This is a genomic window from Vitreoscilla sp. C1, assembly GCF_002951955.2.
In the GTDB taxonomy this organism is placed as follows: domain Bacteria; phylum Pseudomonadota; class Gammaproteobacteria; order Burkholderiales; family Neisseriaceae; genus Vitreoscilla; species Vitreoscilla stercoraria.
In genome coordinates, this window is record NZ_CP019644.2 from 544,154 (window position 1) to 561,316 (window position 17,163).

General features: G+C 43.6%; 18 protein-coding genes. 6 read left to right on the forward strand and 12 right to left on the reverse strand.

The window, feature by feature from the left end:
- Nucleotides 1-47: 47 nt before the first annotated feature.
- The 10 genes from pnuC to typA form a co-directional block, all read right to left on the reverse strand.
- The gene (gene pnuC, locus ADP71_RS02710) at nucleotides 48-815 is read right to left on the reverse strand and encodes a nicotinamide riboside transporter PnuC (protein WP_081619527.1); all 768 of its coding nucleotides are present in this window, start codon (nucleotides 813-815) and stop codon (nucleotides 48-50) included.
- A gap of 210 nt (nucleotides 816-1,025) precedes the next feature.
- Nucleotides 1,026-2,276 (reverse strand): serine hydroxymethyltransferase, encoded by a 1,251-nt coding sequence (gene glyA, locus ADP71_RS02715; RefSeq protein WP_104931435.1) that lies wholly within the window; start codon nucleotides 2,274-2,276, stop codon nucleotides 1,026-1,028.
- Nucleotides 2,277-2,509: 233 nt separating this feature from the next.
- Entirely contained in the window at nucleotides 2,510-2,977 is a 468-nt protein-coding gene (locus tag ADP71_RS02720) for a low molecular weight protein-tyrosine-phosphatase (protein ID WP_216604031.1), read from the reverse strand.
- A 49-nt stretch (nucleotides 2,978-3,026) separates the two neighbouring features.
- Nucleotides 3,027-4,109: a conjugal transfer protein gene (locus tag ADP71_RS02725; protein WP_237343036.1), complete on the reverse strand. Its 1,083-nt coding sequence runs from the start codon at nucleotides 4,107-4,109 to the stop codon at nucleotides 3,027-3,029.
- Between the two features lie 72 nt (nucleotides 4,110-4,181).
- A complete protein-coding gene (locus ADP71_RS02730) occupies nucleotides 4,182-5,525 on the reverse strand; it encodes a class I SAM-dependent methyltransferase (RefSeq protein WP_171460871.1) in 1,344 nt (447 codons plus the stop codon).
- 123 nt (nucleotides 5,526-5,648) lie between these two features.
- On the reverse strand, nucleotides 5,649-6,044 hold the full coding sequence (locus ADP71_RS02735; protein ID WP_171460872.1) for a DUF4230 domain-containing protein: 396 nt from the start codon (nucleotides 6,042-6,044) through the stop codon (nucleotides 5,649-5,651).
- Between the two features lie 3 nt (nucleotides 6,045-6,047).
- A complete protein-coding gene (locus tag ADP71_RS02740) occupies nucleotides 6,048-6,890 on the reverse strand; it encodes an IS3 family transposase (protein ID WP_104931415.1) in 843 nt (280 codons plus the stop codon).
- Entirely contained in the window at nucleotides 6,866-7,180 is a 315-nt protein-coding gene (locus tag ADP71_RS02745; protein ID WP_104931416.1) for a transposase, read from the reverse strand. The genes ADP71_RS02740 and ADP71_RS02745 overlap by 25 nt, the downstream gene beginning before the upstream one ends.
- Nucleotides 7,181-7,219: 39 nt before the next feature.
- The gene (locus ADP71_RS02750; protein ID WP_158667080.1) at nucleotides 7,220-7,492 is read right to left on the reverse strand and encodes a hypothetical protein; all 273 of its coding nucleotides are present in this window, start codon (nucleotides 7,490-7,492) and stop codon (nucleotides 7,220-7,222) included.
- Between the two features lie 162 nt (nucleotides 7,493-7,654).
- Nucleotides 7,655-9,469 (reverse strand): translational GTPase TypA, encoded by a 1,815-nt coding sequence (gene typA, locus ADP71_RS02755; protein WP_019957430.1) that lies wholly within the window; start codon nucleotides 9,467-9,469, stop codon nucleotides 7,655-7,657.
- Between the two features lie 175 nt (nucleotides 9,470-9,644).
- Between typA and ADP71_RS02760 the strand changes: the two genes are divergently transcribed.
- From ADP71_RS02760 to ADP71_RS02770, 3 genes are all read left to right on the forward strand, one after another.
- Nucleotides 9,645-10,583 (forward strand): 2-hydroxyacid dehydrogenase, encoded by a 939-nt coding sequence (locus ADP71_RS02760; RefSeq protein ID WP_171460873.1) that lies wholly within the window; start codon nucleotides 9,645-9,647, stop codon nucleotides 10,581-10,583.
- Between the two features lie 50 nt (nucleotides 10,584-10,633).
- Entirely contained in the window at nucleotides 10,634-11,113 is a 480-nt protein-coding gene (locus tag ADP71_RS02765; RefSeq protein ID WP_019957432.1) for a hypothetical protein, read from the forward strand.
- 85 nt (nucleotides 11,114-11,198) lie between these two features.
- Complete coding sequence (locus ADP71_RS02770) at nucleotides 11,199-11,678, forward strand: FKBP-type peptidyl-prolyl cis-trans isomerase (protein ID WP_019957433.1); 480 nt, start codon at nucleotides 11,199-11,201, stop codon at nucleotides 11,676-11,678.
- Nucleotides 11,679-11,747: 69 nt separating this feature from the next.
- Here ADP71_RS02770 and ADP71_RS02775 read toward each other — a convergent pair whose 3' ends face one another.
- Entirely contained in the window at nucleotides 11,748-12,224 is a 477-nt protein-coding gene (locus ADP71_RS02775) for an Lrp/AsnC family transcriptional regulator (protein WP_104931446.1), read from the reverse strand.
- A 170-nt stretch (nucleotides 12,225-12,394) separates the two neighbouring features.
- Between ADP71_RS02775 and ADP71_RS02780 the strand changes: the two genes are divergently transcribed.
- The 3 genes from ADP71_RS02780 to ADP71_RS02790 all read left to right on the forward strand — a co-directional run bounded on the left by ADP71_RS02780 (nucleotide 12,395) and on the right by ADP71_RS02790 (nucleotide 16,248).
- Entirely contained in the window at nucleotides 12,395-13,438 is a 1,044-nt protein-coding gene (locus tag ADP71_RS02780; RefSeq protein WP_171460875.1) for a tryptophan 2,3-dioxygenase family protein, read from the forward strand.
- 47 nt (nucleotides 13,439-13,485) lie between these two features.
- On the forward strand, nucleotides 13,486-14,733 hold the full coding sequence (gene kynU, locus ADP71_RS02785) for a kynureninase (protein ID WP_104931447.1): 1,248 nt from the start codon (nucleotides 13,486-13,488) through the stop codon (nucleotides 14,731-14,733).
- 105 nt (nucleotides 14,734-14,838) lie between these two features.
- Nucleotides 14,839-16,248, forward strand: coding sequence for an amino acid permease (locus ADP71_RS02790; protein WP_019957437.1), 1,410 nt, complete (start codon nucleotides 14,839-14,841; stop codon nucleotides 16,246-16,248).
- Nucleotides 16,249-16,308: 60 nt separating this feature from the next.
- Here the strand turns inward: ADP71_RS02790 and ADP71_RS02795 are convergent, their stop codons facing one another.
- Nucleotides 16,309-17,085: an alpha/beta hydrolase gene (locus ADP71_RS02795; RefSeq protein WP_104931448.1), complete on the reverse strand. Its 777-nt coding sequence runs from the start codon at nucleotides 17,083-17,085 to the stop codon at nucleotides 16,309-16,311.
- Nucleotides 17,086-17,163 lie beyond the last annotated feature (78 nt).

The following is a 17,163-nucleotide window of genomic DNA, read 5'->3' on the forward strand; positions in this document are numbered from 1 at the left end:
CAATAAGGGTTAGCAAACAAATGAGTCATGTAGCTAGCAAAATTGTGTTATGGGTTGGTTATTTTTCCTACTTGAGGGATGGGTTTTTGAATATTGGAGGCCAAACGCAAAGAGCAATAAGGGCCGACAAACATTTCATTTTGCAATTGACTTATTCGATTCCAACGGTAACAGCCATAAAGACAATTGACTAAAAAAATACCCATCATAAAGCCTGAAATGTAAATAGGTGGGCTGAGCATGGAGGTATAAGCCCAATAACCAATGTTAAAGACATTGACTGCTATCCAAGCGACCCAACACTCTACGAAGCGTGCCAACATCAAAACATTGGCGATGATACTGAAAATAACCGCAATTATCACCAAATTAGGCATGCCATTGCCCAAACTGTAAATGACTTGTGCAGTAAAAGCTGCAATTAAAATCATGCCCAATACAATGGCAATCCACGCATTGGGAAACAAGCGCCGCAGTAAAATATTTTCTTGTAAAGTAGGATGACCAATGCTGTTTTTTTGCCAGAGATAAATACCCAAAATTTGTAGAGGCAGATGAAAGCAAAGGTGTAAATACATCGTCAATTCGTCATTGACCAAATAGCAATGTAAGGCATATAAGAGGTTGTAAACCACGCCGCAGTAAAAAGTGATGGTTTTGGCTTTTGCTGCAAAGAAGATACACAAACTACCAGCGCATGCGATGACCAACGACAGTCCGTCGAGTTGCTCTAAGGCAAACAGAGCTAAAAATGAAATGATACAGAACACCAACCATGACTGCTCAAAGTGGGTGCACTCTTTCCATAGATACATGGTGAAACCTTGTGTGTGTTTTAAGGTGTTGTTGTGTGGGACATCACCTTTAGTGTGTCTTAAAAAGCAAGCATCTATTATGCCAAGGTTATGTTTTGTGTGATGAGAACGAGTTAATAACTGGGTTTATTGTTTTATATCAATGTTTTTATTTAAAGTAAAAAAAGCGCCCTGATTCACAGCAGGACGCTTTTTAAAAGTCAGATTGAATTAAGCAACGTATACAGGACGCTTAGCGCACAAAGCCGTTACTTTCACTGCAATCGCTTGCAACGCAGCATCATCGTTTGGTGTATCCAAAACGTCCGCAATCAAATGAGCCAATTCGCGCGTGTCGTTTTCGTCAAAACCACGAGTGGTGATGGCAGGTGTACCCAAACGGATACCTGAAGTCACGAATGGTTTTTCAGGGTCATTAGGAATGGCGTTTTTGTTCACAGTGATGTGTGCTTTGCCCAAAGCTTCTTCTGCCGCTTTGCCGGTGATTTGCTTAGCACGCAAGTCTACCAAGAATACATGGCTTTCGGTGCGGCCTGAAACAATGCGCAAACCACGCTCGGTCAACACTTCAGCCAAAACTTTGGCATTGGCTTTCACTTGTTTGGCGTAATCTTTCCAAGATGGATCCAAAGCCTCTTTGAAAGCCACCGCTTTGGCAGCAATCACGTGCATCAATGGGCCGCCTTGCAACGATGGGAAAATCGCTGAGTTGATTTTTTTCGCCAAAGCTTCGTCATTGGTCAACACGATACCTCCGCGAGGACCACGCAAGGTTTTGTGAGTGGTAGAGGTCACAAAGTGCGCGTGAGGCACAGGGTTAGGGTATTCGCCAGCGGCAATCAAACCCGCGTAATGCGCCATATCAACAAACAAATACGCACCGACTTTGTCTGCAATTTCGCGGAAGCGTTTGAAATCGATTTCCAACGCGTAAGCCGAAGCACCTGCCACAATCATTTTAGGTTGGTTTTCGATGGCCAAGCGTTCTACTTCATCGTAGTCAATTTCTTCGGCATCATTCAAGCTGTAAGGCACAACTTTGTACAATTTGCCCGAAATATTCACCGATGCGCCATGCGTCAAGTGACCGCCATGCGCCAAATTCATGCCCATGATGGTGTCGCCTGGTTGCAAAACCGAAGTGTAAACCGCTTGGTTGGCTTGTGAGCCTGAATGTGGTTGAACATTGGCAAACTCAGCACCAAACAATTGTTTCAAACGGTCAATCGCCAATTGTTCAGCCACATCGACAAACTCGCAACCGCCATAATAGCGTTTGCCAGGATAGCCTTCTGCGTATTTGTTGGTCAATTGTGAGCCTTGGGCTTCCATAACGGCTGGTGAAACATAGTTTTCAGAAGCAATCAATTCAACGTGGTCTTGTTGACGTTCTACTTCTTGGGCAATGGCTTGCGCCAACTCTGGATCAAATGATGCAACGGTAACACTGCGAGAAAACATGACTATCCTTCCAATGAGAGTGCATAAAACAGGTCAAAAACCTGAATCAGGAATGGTATTTTAGCCCATCTTGAAGGTTTTTGCATGGGCTGAAAATACTTGCAATGCGCAATTGTTTATTTATTCGGAACAAATCTTTTGTAAACAGACATTTTGCAAGGAACAATCATTTTTGCATTGAAAATGACATGTCGGTTTATGAAGCATTTTAGCTAGAATTGGGTAGGTTGGTATCAAACCGATTGTGCCGTAATATGTGCCAATAAAGGTTTACAGGACGCTTGTAGCAAACGTTTGGTTTCTTCAAAGTCACCCGTATGCCAAGGATCGGGTACGCCTTGTGGATAGTTTAATTCAGGAAGCAAATCGGTGATGACAAACATGTGTTGGGCATCTTTGGTGAGTAACTGCTGCAAGGTTTGTAAATTGTTGGCATCCATCGCCACGATATAATCGTATTTTTCCGCGTCTTGTGGGCGCACTTGGCTGCTGACAAAGCCGCGGCTGTCTATGTTCAATCCGTCTAAAATATCCGCAGTGCCACAATGCATGTCTGCGCCATTGTGCCAACCTGATGTGCCTGCGCTGTCGATGTGAAACAAATGGCTTTGCCCTTGTTCTGTCAGCCATTGTTTCATGATAAATTCTGCCATCGGTGAACGGCAAATATTGCCCAAACAAACAAATAAAATGTGCGTCATGACCAGCTCCATTGGTTTACAGGACGCTTGAAGGCGTCCTGTAAATGTTTTAGTTAGGGAACATCGGATTGTGGCTTGGCATGTTTACGGCTCTGGCATAGCTAGGCAAAACATCTGTGTCTTGTAAAGCTTCATGCAAAATGCGAATGTGTTCTACTTGGCATTCGACCATCAAATCAATGAAATTGGCCAAAATCAGATTGATATCGTCATTCGGTGCCAAAGTCCATGTGAAAATTTGTGGTGCCAAACTCATGACTTCGTCGGTTGAATTAAAGCCAAACAAAATTTTGCCGCCTTCTTGTGCTACCACCACCACACCTGCACGCGGGCTTTGTAAACGAATGGCGCGCAAAGCATTGGCAGCAAAGACATCCAAAGCCATGCGTGTGCGCAAAGCCGAGCCTTGTTGCAAGGCCAACATCGGTGTGGTCGGTGCCACGGGATTGGCAAAAACGGTGACGCCATTGCCATGTAAATGCTCAATCCACAATTGCATCAATGGCATTGCAGCTTCTTTTAAGGCTTGGTTCAAAGCGTCCTGTAAGTGTTTTTGACCATAGCCAACAGCATAAGCCACAACCACTTCTTGGCCTGCGGCAAATTGCAATGAAGCACTTGGAATTTGTGCTGCCAATTGTTCCGATGCCGCCATGTTTTGTTTGGCAGCATACCAAGCGTCCGATTTGAAATAAGCCAAATCAGAGCCGTCGATTAAATTGGGCAACCACGTTGTTTGTTGTAAGGCGGCAAATTGTGGGTATTGCGCAAAAAAGGCATTCAAATCAGGCAAGCTTTGTTTCAATTGCACAGGTTGTTTGCTACCGACCACCAAAATCACTGGCATGGCAATCCATTGAATTTCTTCTTCGGTTTGCGCCAATAACACTTGGTTCAAAGACAGCCACAATTGTTGGTAAACCGCTGCGTCCGGTGCCATAGACATGGCGACTGACAAGCCTAAAATGTGGCGTTGGAACAACATGTCAGAAATTTGATGGCGCAATTGTTCGCCTGCCAATTTGCCTTGGGCATTGTTAGGATTGGCAGCCATTTGACCTGCATACATCAACAAGTCATTTTTAACTGGGTCAGTTGGGAAGGGGCGGGTATCAGGGAGTAATGTGTTCACAGCGGTCTACATCCAAAAAGATTCAGACCGCTATTTTAACAGACGCAAGCGCAGAGGTTAAATAAGGCTGCGCTATTGTGCATTAGCCTCGGCTATTTTCATGACTTCTAAGTCTTTTTTGGCAATCGGTTGCAGCCATTTGTTTGCAGGCGTCAAATGTGGATCATGGTGCATGCGCCATTCATGTAATGCAATCATGGCACTTTGATGGTGAAAACCACTTTGGCGTTGACTGCGAATGTGCAACGCACCCGATAAAACCAAACTTAACAACATCATATAAACCGATTGATGAATGTCAGGTACGGCTTTGAATTTGGTTTCCAGTAGCTCTAGCAATTTTTTAACTGCCAAAGTGCAGTTAGCATGGTAAACATGGTTGATGGATTCTAGCAACATGCTGTTCAAAATAGTGGCACTGACGGCGATTTGTGGATTTAAAGTGCTGCGCCAAATGGTTTGCTCTTGCTCGAGTTGAAAATGACCTGAGATGTGTAGTGAATCCAAGCTTTCATACATATCCTCATGCGAAGGCAGTCGAAATTGCAGCAATTGTGCAATCGGCATGATTAAGCTTGCGCGGCTGCTTTGATGGGTGAGTAAGTCGTATAAATTCTCACTTAAATGTCTGTTTCGGCCGCAGTGCGCTTGGATATCATCTGGTAAAGGTTGAAAATAATAGCGGGAAATATCGCTGTCGCAAACATAACCTAATTTTAATTCATGTAATCGGTGTAAAAAATCATCTGCAGTTTCCGTCTGAGCTTGTTTGAGTGACCAATAGCCATTGAGGCTCGGATGGGTACGCAAATTCATTTTTGGCATGATGTGGTTGAGTTGATGGCATAAAGGATGACTGGTCGGTAAATACCGATACAGCAAATTAATGCTTTGATTGAACGTGGTTTCATCAATAGATTGCAAATTTTCTGCTGGGTAAATTTGCGTCAATATATATTGCATGTTTTCAAAAGCTTGCCAGCCTGATGTGGTTAAATAATCAATGTAAACCATGCCTTGTGGATGTATCACTTTGGCAATTTGCGCAGTATGGCGTTGTTTTTCATCATCCGATAAATAACTGTAATAACCATGACACAGTACGTAGTCAATTGGTGTTTTAGGAGTGAAGTCTAACCATTTAGATACAGAAAGTATGCGCACATTTTTTATTTTTAAGTGTTTGCATGCTTCCTGTATTCGTTGGGCATACACAGCAGCACTGGCCACCGCAATGATTTTTGCGTTCGGATATTCACATGCTAAGGCCAAAGCATTGGCACCATGGCTGACACCCAATAAAACAATTTGCGCTTGTTCAACCGGTTGGGGTTGTGGCAATTTGAATAAGACACTCAACGCACGTAGGCGGTCTGGGTGTAAGTCAAATTTGGGCTGGTCGTCAGGCAAGTGCATGGCTTATTCTTTCTTTATTTTATGGTTATATCTTATGGTTAAGAAACCTGCTTGAAATAATTTATGTTAAATGGCATTTATTGTAATGCCGCAATGCAATATATTGATATGTTAAGTCAATTTTTAGCAATGCTTAACCGCTTGAGAGCGGATGGTGATATCCATTTTGGTTAAGCTAAATAACTGAGTCATTTGTTTGCTAGCATTGTCATTGGCCAGTTGCAAAATTTTTGCTTGGCAAGCAGATTGTTGGATTTGAACCTTCGCAGCATTTTGTGCTTGTTGGAGTAGATTGTTATCCAATGGTTCTAAATTCATCCAACCTCGTTGGTGGTCGTAAACTTGAATATTGGAAATTTGGGTGGAAAAAACTTCCGCAGCAGGCAAATCGACAATCATTTTTTGACCATCGGCCGAAACTGTGACATCACTGGCATCTAATTTTGATAAATCCACACCTGCCACCACTTGTCCTTTGACAATGAACAAACCTTTGTAATGACCTAGCACTTTCTGCACAAGTCACAAGCTTAATCGATAGACTTCAGTAGGAGTTTTCATACCCAATGCCTGATGAGGTCTTCGTTCATTGTAAAACTGTATCCAATCGCTCAATACACGATTGGCATGTTGCAAACTCTCAAAGCGGTAGCGATGAACGCATTGCTCTTTAATGGTGCGAATCAATCTTTCCACCATGCCGTTTTGCTGTGGGCAATGCGGTGTGATGAATTCTTGCTGCAAACCATAACTGCTCACCAACGCAGTATATTTGCGACTGGTAAACACCAAACCATTGTCTGAACGCAATAAGAAACGTTCAGGCACCTTGCCCAAACAGCGAAAGCGGCTGATCAAAGCGTGTTCCAATGCACTCACAGCCGTACTGGCTTTACCAGTTTTGGAAAGTTGCCAGCCCAATAATTCACGGGTATGGCAATCCATTACCAAAGCCAGACTGAGCCAACCATCTTTACCACCCCAAACCCGACACAAATCTGTAGACCAACGTTGATTTGGCTCCTGTGCTTTGGATGGCACCGCTTGAATCCGAGGTCTGCGACCGACTGAGCGTTTACGTACTTGCCAACCTTTGAGCTGAAACACACGTTGGACAGTGTTTTTATTCATACTCAGCAAAGCAGCAACCGTCCTGTAACCAAATGATGGTTGTTCTTCAATCAATTGTTTAATCGGTTCTGAATAGCATTCTTTTACCACTGGCTGTTTGCGATGTGGTCGGTAATACACTGAACGACGAGCCACACCAAACCAAGCACACAAGCGGCTGATGCTGACGTGAACACCATCAGATGCAAACTGTTCATGCAAACGCCAAATCAGTTCTCGTCCCGCTCCAACCATTCCTCCAACTTTTTTCGCGCACGCAGCTCCAACATCGCTTCACCATAAGCGGCCTGTAATTGGTGAATTTGCTTTTCGTATTGCTGACGCACATCACGAGGTTTGGCTCGCAAAGCGTTTTCCATACCTTCTTTAGCTTGATCAACCCAGCTTTCCAATTCAGATGGCGTTAAATCAAATTGCCGAGAAGCTTCGGCTACCGTGGTCTTACCTTGGATGATTTCCAATACCAATGCACTCTTGCGTTTGGCACTCCAACGTTTGTTTTCATCACTCATTTGGCTACTCATTTTAGTATCTCCTAGATGGAATAATACCTGAGCAGAAATTTAGTGGGTCATTACACCTTTTTCATGGTCTTGCCATAATTTATACCAATTGCCTTGTTTCTCAGAATGCACCACGGTGTCGATGTGAAAAGCCATGGTTTCTAAGCGATTGAGTTCTTGGATTTTGGTTAATACGCCTTCATGCGTGATGGTCACGTGTTGTTGCTGGCTGATTTGTTGCTGTTTTTGATAGAAAAAATAAGCAGAATAAGCTGCGGCTGCGAAGATGACAAGCAAGCTGAGAACGAGCAACAGTGAAAAGAGTTTTTTCATGTATTTTGAGTGCGGACTTTGGGAGAAAGGCTGCATCATAAAGCTTTGTGATTATAAATAGGGTTTGTACAGGTAAAAGTGGTTTAAAGCGTGTTTAAAAAGCGGATTAAAAAGCGTCCTGTAAGATTTACAGGACGCTGGTGAGACATCAACGTGAGAGCATTAGTCTAATTTTTTGAAATGACGACGGCGTTCGGTTTCGCTCAAGTAGCGTTTGCGCAAACGGATTGATTGTGGTGTGATTTCTACCAATTCATCATCGTCGATGAATTCAACCGCGCTTTCCAAAGTCAATTTCATAGGTGTGGTCAAACGAACCGCTTCGTCAGTACCAGAGGCACGAACGTTGGTCAATTTTTTACCTTTTAATGGGTTAACCACCAAGTCGTTGTCACGGCTGTGAATACCGATAATCATACCTTCGTACAATTTGTCGCCTGGGCTCACAAACATACGACCACGGTCTTCCAAGTTCCACAATGCGTAAGCCACGGCTTCGCCTTGTTCTTGAGAAATCAACACGCCATTATGACGACCTGGCATGTCAGCTTTGACAGGACCGTAATCGTCAAAGACGTGAGACATCAAACCCACACCACGGGTCATGGTCATGAATTCGCCTTGGAAACCAATCAAGCCACGTGCTGGGATTTTGTATTCCAAACGAGTGCGGCCTTTGCCATCACTTTCCATGTTCACCAATTCACCACGGCGACGACCCAATTCTTCCATTACCGCGCCTTGGGTGTTGTCTTCCATGTCTACGGTCAAGTTTTCGTAAGGCTCAGATTTCACGCCATCGATGTCTTTGAATACCACGCGAGGTTTGGCAACAGCCATTTCAAAACCTTCACGACGCATGTTTTCCAACAAAATGGTCAAGTGCAACTCACCACGACCAGACACACGGAAGATGTCCGCATCGGCAGTGTCTTCCACGCGCAATGCCACATTGGTCAACAATTCGTGAGTCAAACGGTCACGGATTTGGCGAGAGGTAACGAATTTACCTTCAGTGCCTGCCAAAGGTGAAGTGTTCACCATGAAGTCCATGGTCAAAGTCGGCTCATCCACAGACAACATTGGCAAACCTTTAGGGTTTTCTTTGTCAGAAATGGTCACACCGATGTTGATGTCGTCCAAACCTGAAATGATGACGATGTCGCCAGCTTCAGCTTCTTCCAAAGGCACACGATCCAAACCTTTAAAGCCCAATAATTGGTTGATACGGCCTTGAGCGATTTGTGTATCAGCTTGCATCACAGACACGATTTGACCTGGTTTGATACGACCGTTCAAGATACGACCAATACCCAAGCGACCTGTATAGGTTGAGTAATCCAATTGTGAAATTTGGAATTGCAACACTTCGTCAGCCGAACCAGCTGGCTCTGGAGTGTGTTTCAAAATGGTTTCAAACAAAGGACGCATGTTGTCTGATTCGTCTTCTTCTTGCAATTTGGCAAAGCCAGATAAGCCAGAAGCGTAAACAATTGGGAAATCCAATTGTTCGTCGGTTGCGCCCAAGTTGTCGAACAATTCAAATGTTTGGTCAATCGCCCAGCTAGGACGCGCACCTGGTTTGTCTACTTTGTTTACTACAACAATCGGGTGCAAACCCAAAGCCAAAGCTTTTTTGGTCACAAAACGGGTTTGTGGCATAGGACCTTCTTGCGCATCCACCAACAATACCACGCAGTCAACCATACCCAATACACGTTCAACTTCACCACCGAAGTCCGCGTGTCCTGGAGTGTCAACGATATTGATGTGGTAACCTTCGTAATCAATGGCAGTGTTTTTTGCCAAAATGGTAATGCCACGTTCTTTTTCGATGTCGCCATTGTCCATTACGCGTTCATCTACTTGTTGGTGAGCGCTAAATGTACCTGATTGACGTAATAATTGGTCCACTAATGTGGTTTTGCCATGATCGACGTGGGCAATGATGGCGATATTGCGAATTTGTTTGCTCATAATCTCGTTGATATCTAATGAATTTTTTGTAACAGTACATTATAGCACCATTCAAAAAACCATGATGCAATTTCTATTGCACCGCAATGTAATAAAATTTTATATTAAAAAATAATCAGTTAAAAAAATTCAAATGACCGTTGACGGTGTTTTGATTCAATACAAAGGGATAAATATGCGCATATTACAGCTTGGACGTTTGTCAAATGATGTTAATGAAGCTTTGGCCAGTGGCTATGACACCACATTTTTGTGGCAACAAACACAAGCGGACGAATATTTGCGCCAAAATGGCAATCGGTTTGATTTGGTGGTGACATCGGCACAGTTTGGTTTGACTCAAACCCAATTAGAATACTTGCCGAATTTGAAAGCAGTGTGCAGTTTTGGCGTGGGCTACGATGCCATCAATGTGGCAGATTTGCAAAAACGCGGCATTGTTTTGAGCAATACGCCCGATGTATTGACCGATTGTGTGGCTGACTTGGCATGGGGATTAATCTTAGATGTTGCCAGACGCATCAGTGCGGCAGACCGCTATGTGCGCAGTTTGTCTTGGGGTGGTAAACAGCGTTTTGGTAACAGTACGCGTGTCAGCGGCAAACGCTTGGGTATTTTGGGTTTGGGTCGCATTGGTAAGGCAGTTGCCAAGCGAGGCGAAGGTTTTGGTATGAACATTGCCTATCACAATCGACAAGCTGTGGCGGATGTGGCGTATGCTTATTTTAATGATTTGTCTGAATTGGCAACTTGGGCTGATTTTTTGGTGATTGCTTGCCCGGGCGGCAATGAAACGCGCAATTTGGTTGATGCAAGCGTCCTGAAAGCTTTGGGCGAAAACGGTTTTTTAATCAATATTGCTCGAGGTTCTATTGTTGATGAAGTGGCGTTGATTGAGGCTTTGCAAACCAAGCAACTGGCGGGTGCGGCGTTGGATGTGTATGCATACGAACCTAATATACCGACTGCATTGTTGCAAAATGGTACGGTGGTATTAACGCCACATATGGGCAGTGCGACTTTGGAAACCCGTCAAGACATGGATACGTTGTTGTTGGACAATGTGGCCAGCTTTATGCAAACAGGACGGTTGTTAACTGCGGTAACATTGTAAACTATGGTTAGCTCGTGTTCAGTGCTGTCTAGGTGTAAAGGAATGGTGCAATGGTCAATTTATATGAGTTATTAGACATACCAGAAAATGCAGATCGCTTGACTATCGAGCGAGCCATTCGGTTGGCAAGAAGCCAAGGCAATGTGGAAGAGCGTTATTTGCAATTGGCGAGCAATTATTTATTACATGATAAAAGACGAGCTCAATACAATCAAAAAATGGGTATTAAGGCGCGTACTCGTGAAAAAAATCGATTGTCAGTAGGAACGGATTGGCGTTATGTGGGTGGTGGCGTGGCTTTGGTGTTGTCTTTGTTCATACCGCTTGGTTATGTGATGTTAGGACAGCAAAAAGCGGCCGAACAATTGTATCAAAATCCAAATAGCGAATATCAAAAAGCACAAGAATCCATGCAAAAAGCGTGGTCCAACCATCCTGCACAGCCAGATGAGTTACAACACAAAGCCATAGAGCGGCAATTAAATGAGGCGGCTGAGGCGCATCAGAAAAAATTAGAGCAGATGCAATAACTATAGAGTCAATGCAGTATAAGTATTGGTAATGTTTCCAAAACACGGTAATATGCCACGATATTTAACTTGAAGGAAACATATCATGACCGTTGAGAATGGCAAAGTAGTTAGCTTCCATTACACCTTGACCAATGCAGCTGGTGAAGTTTTGGATAAATCTCAAGAGCATCCTATGCCTTACTTGCACGGTGCAGGTAACATCATTCCTGGTTTGGAAAAAGAGTTGGCAGGTAAAGTCGCTGGTGACAAATTGACTGTGAATGTTCCTGCTGCAGAAGCTTACGGCGAATACCATGAGCAATTGGTTAACGAAGTGCCGCGTGAAGCATTCCAAGGTGTGGATGTGATTGAGCCTGGTATGCAATTTCAAGCAGGTACACCAGAAGGCGTGCAAATCATCACTGTTAAAGCCGTAGAAGGCGACTTGGTGATTGTGGACGCTAACCACCCATTGGCTGGTGAAGATTTGACTTTTGAAGTAGAAATCGTAGAAGTGCGTGAAGCGACTGAAGAAGAAACTGCTCACGGTCATGTACACGGTGTAGGTGGTCATCACCACTAATTAAACTGAGTATTCGGTTTTTAAAGCGTCCTGTAAACATTTACAGGACGCTTTTTTATGTCTGACAAATCATTTGATTTTCTTGTGTTGCAATGGCAATAAACGCCCGTTGCGTTTCAAACTCATCATCACCATATTCGATTGTATGTCACGCACACCTTTGATTTGATTCAAAGTGTGGACGATGAATTCTGAAAAATGCTCAAAGTCTTGCGTACGAATGTGTAGCAGATAATTGGAGCCACCTGTAATCACATAAGCATCAGAAATTTCATCCAATTGTTCGATTGCATCTTGGAAACATTGATGCCAATCGTCTGCACCTTGATCAATGCGCACTTGTACAAAAGCTTCAACGGTATAGCCTAATTTTTTCGCATTGAGCAAAGCATGGTAGCCCTGAATATACCCAGCTTGTTCCAATGTTTTGACGCGGCGCAAGCAAGCAGAAGGGGATAAAGCAACCATATCGGCCAAATCTTGATTGCTGAGTCTGCCATTGGTTTGTAAGTGGCGAAGGATTTTAAAGTCAGTTTGGTCTAACATCATTACTCCTGCGAAAAATAAGCTATTAATTAGAATATTATTTGAAAATACTATTTTCCATGTCATATATATGCAATATTCTGCATGAAGGCTTATGCTACACTGATTTATGATTTTGTAGTAAAAAATAAAAATTTTTTAAGTGAATTTAATATCTTATTGAGATTATGATGAAAAATGAACGCCCGCCTGTTTATTATGCAGAATACTTGCAATTAGAGAAAATACTCAATGCTCAAGCACCTGAAAGCGTCAAAGAGGGTGTGCGTGCTGATGATGAAATGTTGTTCATCATTATCCACCAAACTTATGAGCTTTGGTTTAAGCAAATATTGCATGAAATCAACATTGTGCGTGATATTTTTGCGCAGCCCAATGTGTCTGATAATGCGCCTGATGTTTACAATGCAGTGAGTCGTTTAAAACGGGTGTGTGAGATTTTAGAAGTATTGGTCAAGCAAATTTCAGTTTTAGAAACCATGACGGCATTGGATTTTTTGGATTTTCGCGATTTTCTGCGCCCAGCATCGGGTTTCCAAAGCATACAGTTCAAAATCATTGAAGCCTTATTGGGCTTGCAATACCAAAGCCGACACGGGCAAGAATATTATTTGTCGCAATTGAGTGAAGAAGATCGTGTGCGTGTGCAAGCGGTAGAAAGTGAAACGTCATTATTGTCCTTGCTCAATGTTTGGTTAGAACGCATGCCTTTGGCCGAACATCACAATGCATGGGCTACAAGCCATGAGAAAGATTGGGGTTTTTGGCAGCAGTTGCGTCATACGTATGCCAAAGATTTGTCTGAGGGTGAGCAAAACAATTTAGCGGTGTTTGATCAATTGTTTATGACGCAAGACACTTATCCGACAGAACGGCGTTTGAGCCAATTGGCGAGCAAAAATGCGTTGTTCATCATGATGTACCGTGACCATCCTTTGTTGCAATTGCCATATGAATTGCTCAATTTGTTGTTGGAAATTGACGAACAATTGTCTTTATGGCGTTATCGCCACATTCATATGGTCGGTCGCACAATAGGCAAACGTGTGGGTACAGGCGGCAGCACTGGTGCAGGTTATTTGAAAGCCGCTGCTGAAAGCCACATGATATTCAAAGAAATTTCAGAATTAACCTCATTTTTGATGCCAAGACACAAATTGCCACAACCGCCACAAGAAGTGGTGGCATGCATGTCTTTTGCATCGAACCGTTGAAAAACGATTTAAATCACACATTCCATTGAGAAATAGAGGAAAAGAGTATGTTGACATTAGAATATTGCCGCCAATTGGACGAGACAGACGTTTTGGCGTCGATGAAATCTGAATTTGCATTGCCTTCGAACACCATTTATTTGGACGGCAATTCGTTAGGGGTGCGCCCACATGCTGCTTTAGAGCGTGTTAACCACATTGTGCGCCAAGAGTGGGAACAAGATTTAATTGGCAGCTGGAACACGCATGGTTGGTGGGAGCTGCCTTTGCACATTGGTAACAAAGTGGCGCAATTGGTGGGTGCGAAAGCGGGTGAAGTGGCTGTGACCGATACTACCAGCTCTAACTTATTCAAAGTGTTGGCAACAGCTTTGAAAATTCAACAAGATGACAGCAAACGCAAAATCATTTTGGCTGAACGTGAGGCGTTTCCAACCGATTTGTACATCATTCAAGGCATGACAGCATGGTTAGAGCGTGGTTATGAGTTGCGCTTGATTGATGGCCCACAAGATTTACAGGACGCTTTGAGTGATGAAGTGGTGGCAGTGGTGTTGTCACATGTGAATTATCGCAGCGGTTATTTATGGCCTATGCAAGAAACCACCGCTCAAATTCATGCTCACGGTGCTTTGGTTATTTGGGATTTGTGTCATTCTATTGGTGCGGTCGAAATTGATTTGAATGGCAGCGATGCTGACTTTGCTATTGGTTGTACTTATAAATATTTGAATGGTGGCCCTGGTGCGCCTGCGATGGTGTGGGTGCCTGAAAAACACGTTAACCAAGTCGGTCAGCCTTTGTCTGGTTGGTGGGGACATGCTAAGCCGTTTGATATGGCGACCGATTACACGCCTGCTCAAGGCATACGCCGTTATTTGAGTGGGACACAGCCAATCACTTCTTTGGCATTGGTGGAGTGTGGCGTGGATGTGTTCTTAAAAACACAGATGTCCCAAATCCGCAGCAAATCTTTGGCTTTGACCAATTTGTTCATTGATTTGGTAGAACAAGAGTGTGGTGAGCATGGCTTGATTTTGGTGACACCGCGTGATGAAAGCATTCGTGGTAGCCATGTGAGTTTGCGTCATGAACATGGCTTTGCCATCATCCAAGCATTGATTGAGCGTGGTGTGGTGGGAGATTATCGTGAGCCTGAAGTGATGCGTTTTGGTATTACACCACTTTATTTGAGCCATGAAGACATTTGGGATGCGGTACAACATTTGAAAAATATTTTAGACACAGGCAGCTGGAATCAAGCCCATTTTCACCGTCGTGGTGCTGTGACTTAATCTGATTCAATCAAAAGCGATGGTTAACAAATAAGCATCGCTTTTTTTTGTAGCAATACTACAAAAGCAAAAAGCAAAATTACAAAATGTCAGAAGGAAGTTTAGATGAGTCAATTTGATAAAATTCAAGCCCGTGAGGCGGGCTTGCACAAAAAGCTCACTGCACGGCAAATGAGCATGATTGCCATCGGTGGCGCCATTGGTACGGGTTTATTCTTGGGCAGTAAGTTTGCCATCAGTTTTGCAGGGCCTGCGGTGATTGTCAGTTATGCCATTGGCGGTGTGATTGCTTTGTTATTGATGGCATGTTTGGCTGAAATGACGATTGCCCATCCTACTTCAGGTTCGTTTGGTGCTTATGCCGAGCATTATATCAGTCCGTTGGCGGGTTTTTTGGTGAGGTATAGTTATTGGTCGTGTATTGTGTTGGCAGTGGGTACAGAAGTGACGGCAGTGGCGGAATACATGAAAATGTGGTTTCCTGATGTGGCTTCATGGTGGTGGATTGTGGGTTTTTCTGCGGCTTTGATTGGTGTGAATGCTTACAGTGTGAAAGCTTTTGGTTCGGTGGAGTATTGGTTTTCATCGGTGAAAGTGTTTGCAATTTTGGCGTTCATTTTATTGGCGGTGATTGTGTTGTTTGGTCAACATGGCATCAGCGATGGCATGAAGAATTTGACCGCACATGAAGGTTTTGCTCCGAATGGTTTTTGGGGTATTTGGGTTGGTGTGATTATTTCGATTTTCAGTTATTTGAGTATTGAGATGATTGCGGTGGCAGCAGGCGAAGCTGAAAACCCAGAAGAGTCGGTGCGCAAAGCTTTTCGTGCCACTGTATATCGTTTGGTAATTTTTTACTTGTTATCATTGAGTTTGATTGTAATGTTGGTACCTTGGACGGCATTGGTGGCTAAAGGTGCGAGCAGTCCATTCATTACTGTGATGCAAGAGTTGGGTATTCCGTTTGCTGATGGCATTTTGAATTTTATTGTGATTATTGCAGCTTTGTCAGCGATGAACAGTATGTTGTACATTTCTACTCGCATGATGTTCAGTTTGTCACGCGCAGGCGATGCGCCGAAAATGTTCGGTAAAATCAAAGCCAATGGTGTGCCGATGAATGCGTTGATTTTGTCAGCCAGCGGCATTGCGGTGGCTTCTATTGTGTATGGCATCAATCCTGAGGCGGCTTTCCCAGTGATGATTTCTTTGTCGATGTTTGGGGCGATGCTCACTTGGGGCATGATTTTTGTGACGCATTTCTTTTTCCGTCGTCAAATTGAAAAAGAAGGTCGTGTGTTGAGTTTCCGTGTCCCTGGTTTCCCTGTTGGTACGATTTTGGGTGCGGTGTTGATGTTGGCGATTATGTTGACCACTTATATGACTGATGTATTCAAATCCACTTTGTTGTTTGGCTTACCATTCACCATCGCTTTGGTCGGTTTGTATTATGTGTTGCGTCGCAAACCACAAGCACCTGAAACTTTGACTCAAGCAGAGCAAGAGCAAGTTTAAGTCATTCATTGGATGGTTTGATTTTACAGGACGCTGAGTCACATCAGCGTCCTGTATTATTTATGCTTGAGTTATTTCCAATAAGCGCGCCAATGTAGCATCGGTCGTATTGAAGATGTTGTCTAAAATAGTGTAATGGTTGGTGTGAGTCATCGGGTGCACGATGGGATGAAAACCTTGTTGCATCAGTTGTTCAGCATAATGACTCGATTGCCATTGCAACTCGTCTAGTTCTTCCAAGCCATAAGCAATGTGCAAAGGCTTGGTACTGGCTGTGTGGCGACTTGGGCTGTATTGCACAATATCTTGTTTACTGAGTTTCAAAGCTTCGTTCAAATGGGTATGCACCAAAGGTTGTAAATCATACAGGCCGCTGATGGCAATAATATGATTGACCCAAGCATGGTGTTGCCATTGTGCGCTTAAATGTCCGCCCGCAGAATGACCACACAAATACACTTGGCGGTTTTGCCATTGTGGCTGTTGTGCTAAAAAATCCAAACCTTGTCCAACGCTTTGAACCAATTGTTCAAACGAGACATCAGGTGTTAATGGATATTCCAACAATAAAACATCCAAACCTGTGGCCAATAAAGATGGCACGATAAAACCAAAATCCTCTTTGCAGCACCACTGCCAATAGCCTCCATGAATAAAAACCAATACGGGCGCTTGTTCACGCGCGCATTCAAATACATCTATGTTTTGGCGTGGGTGGGTGCCATAAGTCAGTGTGTGGTTGGGATGGTTTTGGTAAACGGTGCTACTGCGTTGTTGAAAATCCACCAAAATGGCATCTTCATTGGCTACAGTGCGGCTGTTGTCGTATAAACGCATGCAAAATCCTTTAAAAATGGGCTTTCTTGTATGGCTATGTTAGGAAGCGGTAGAGATTCTGTAATAATGCAGGTTGGT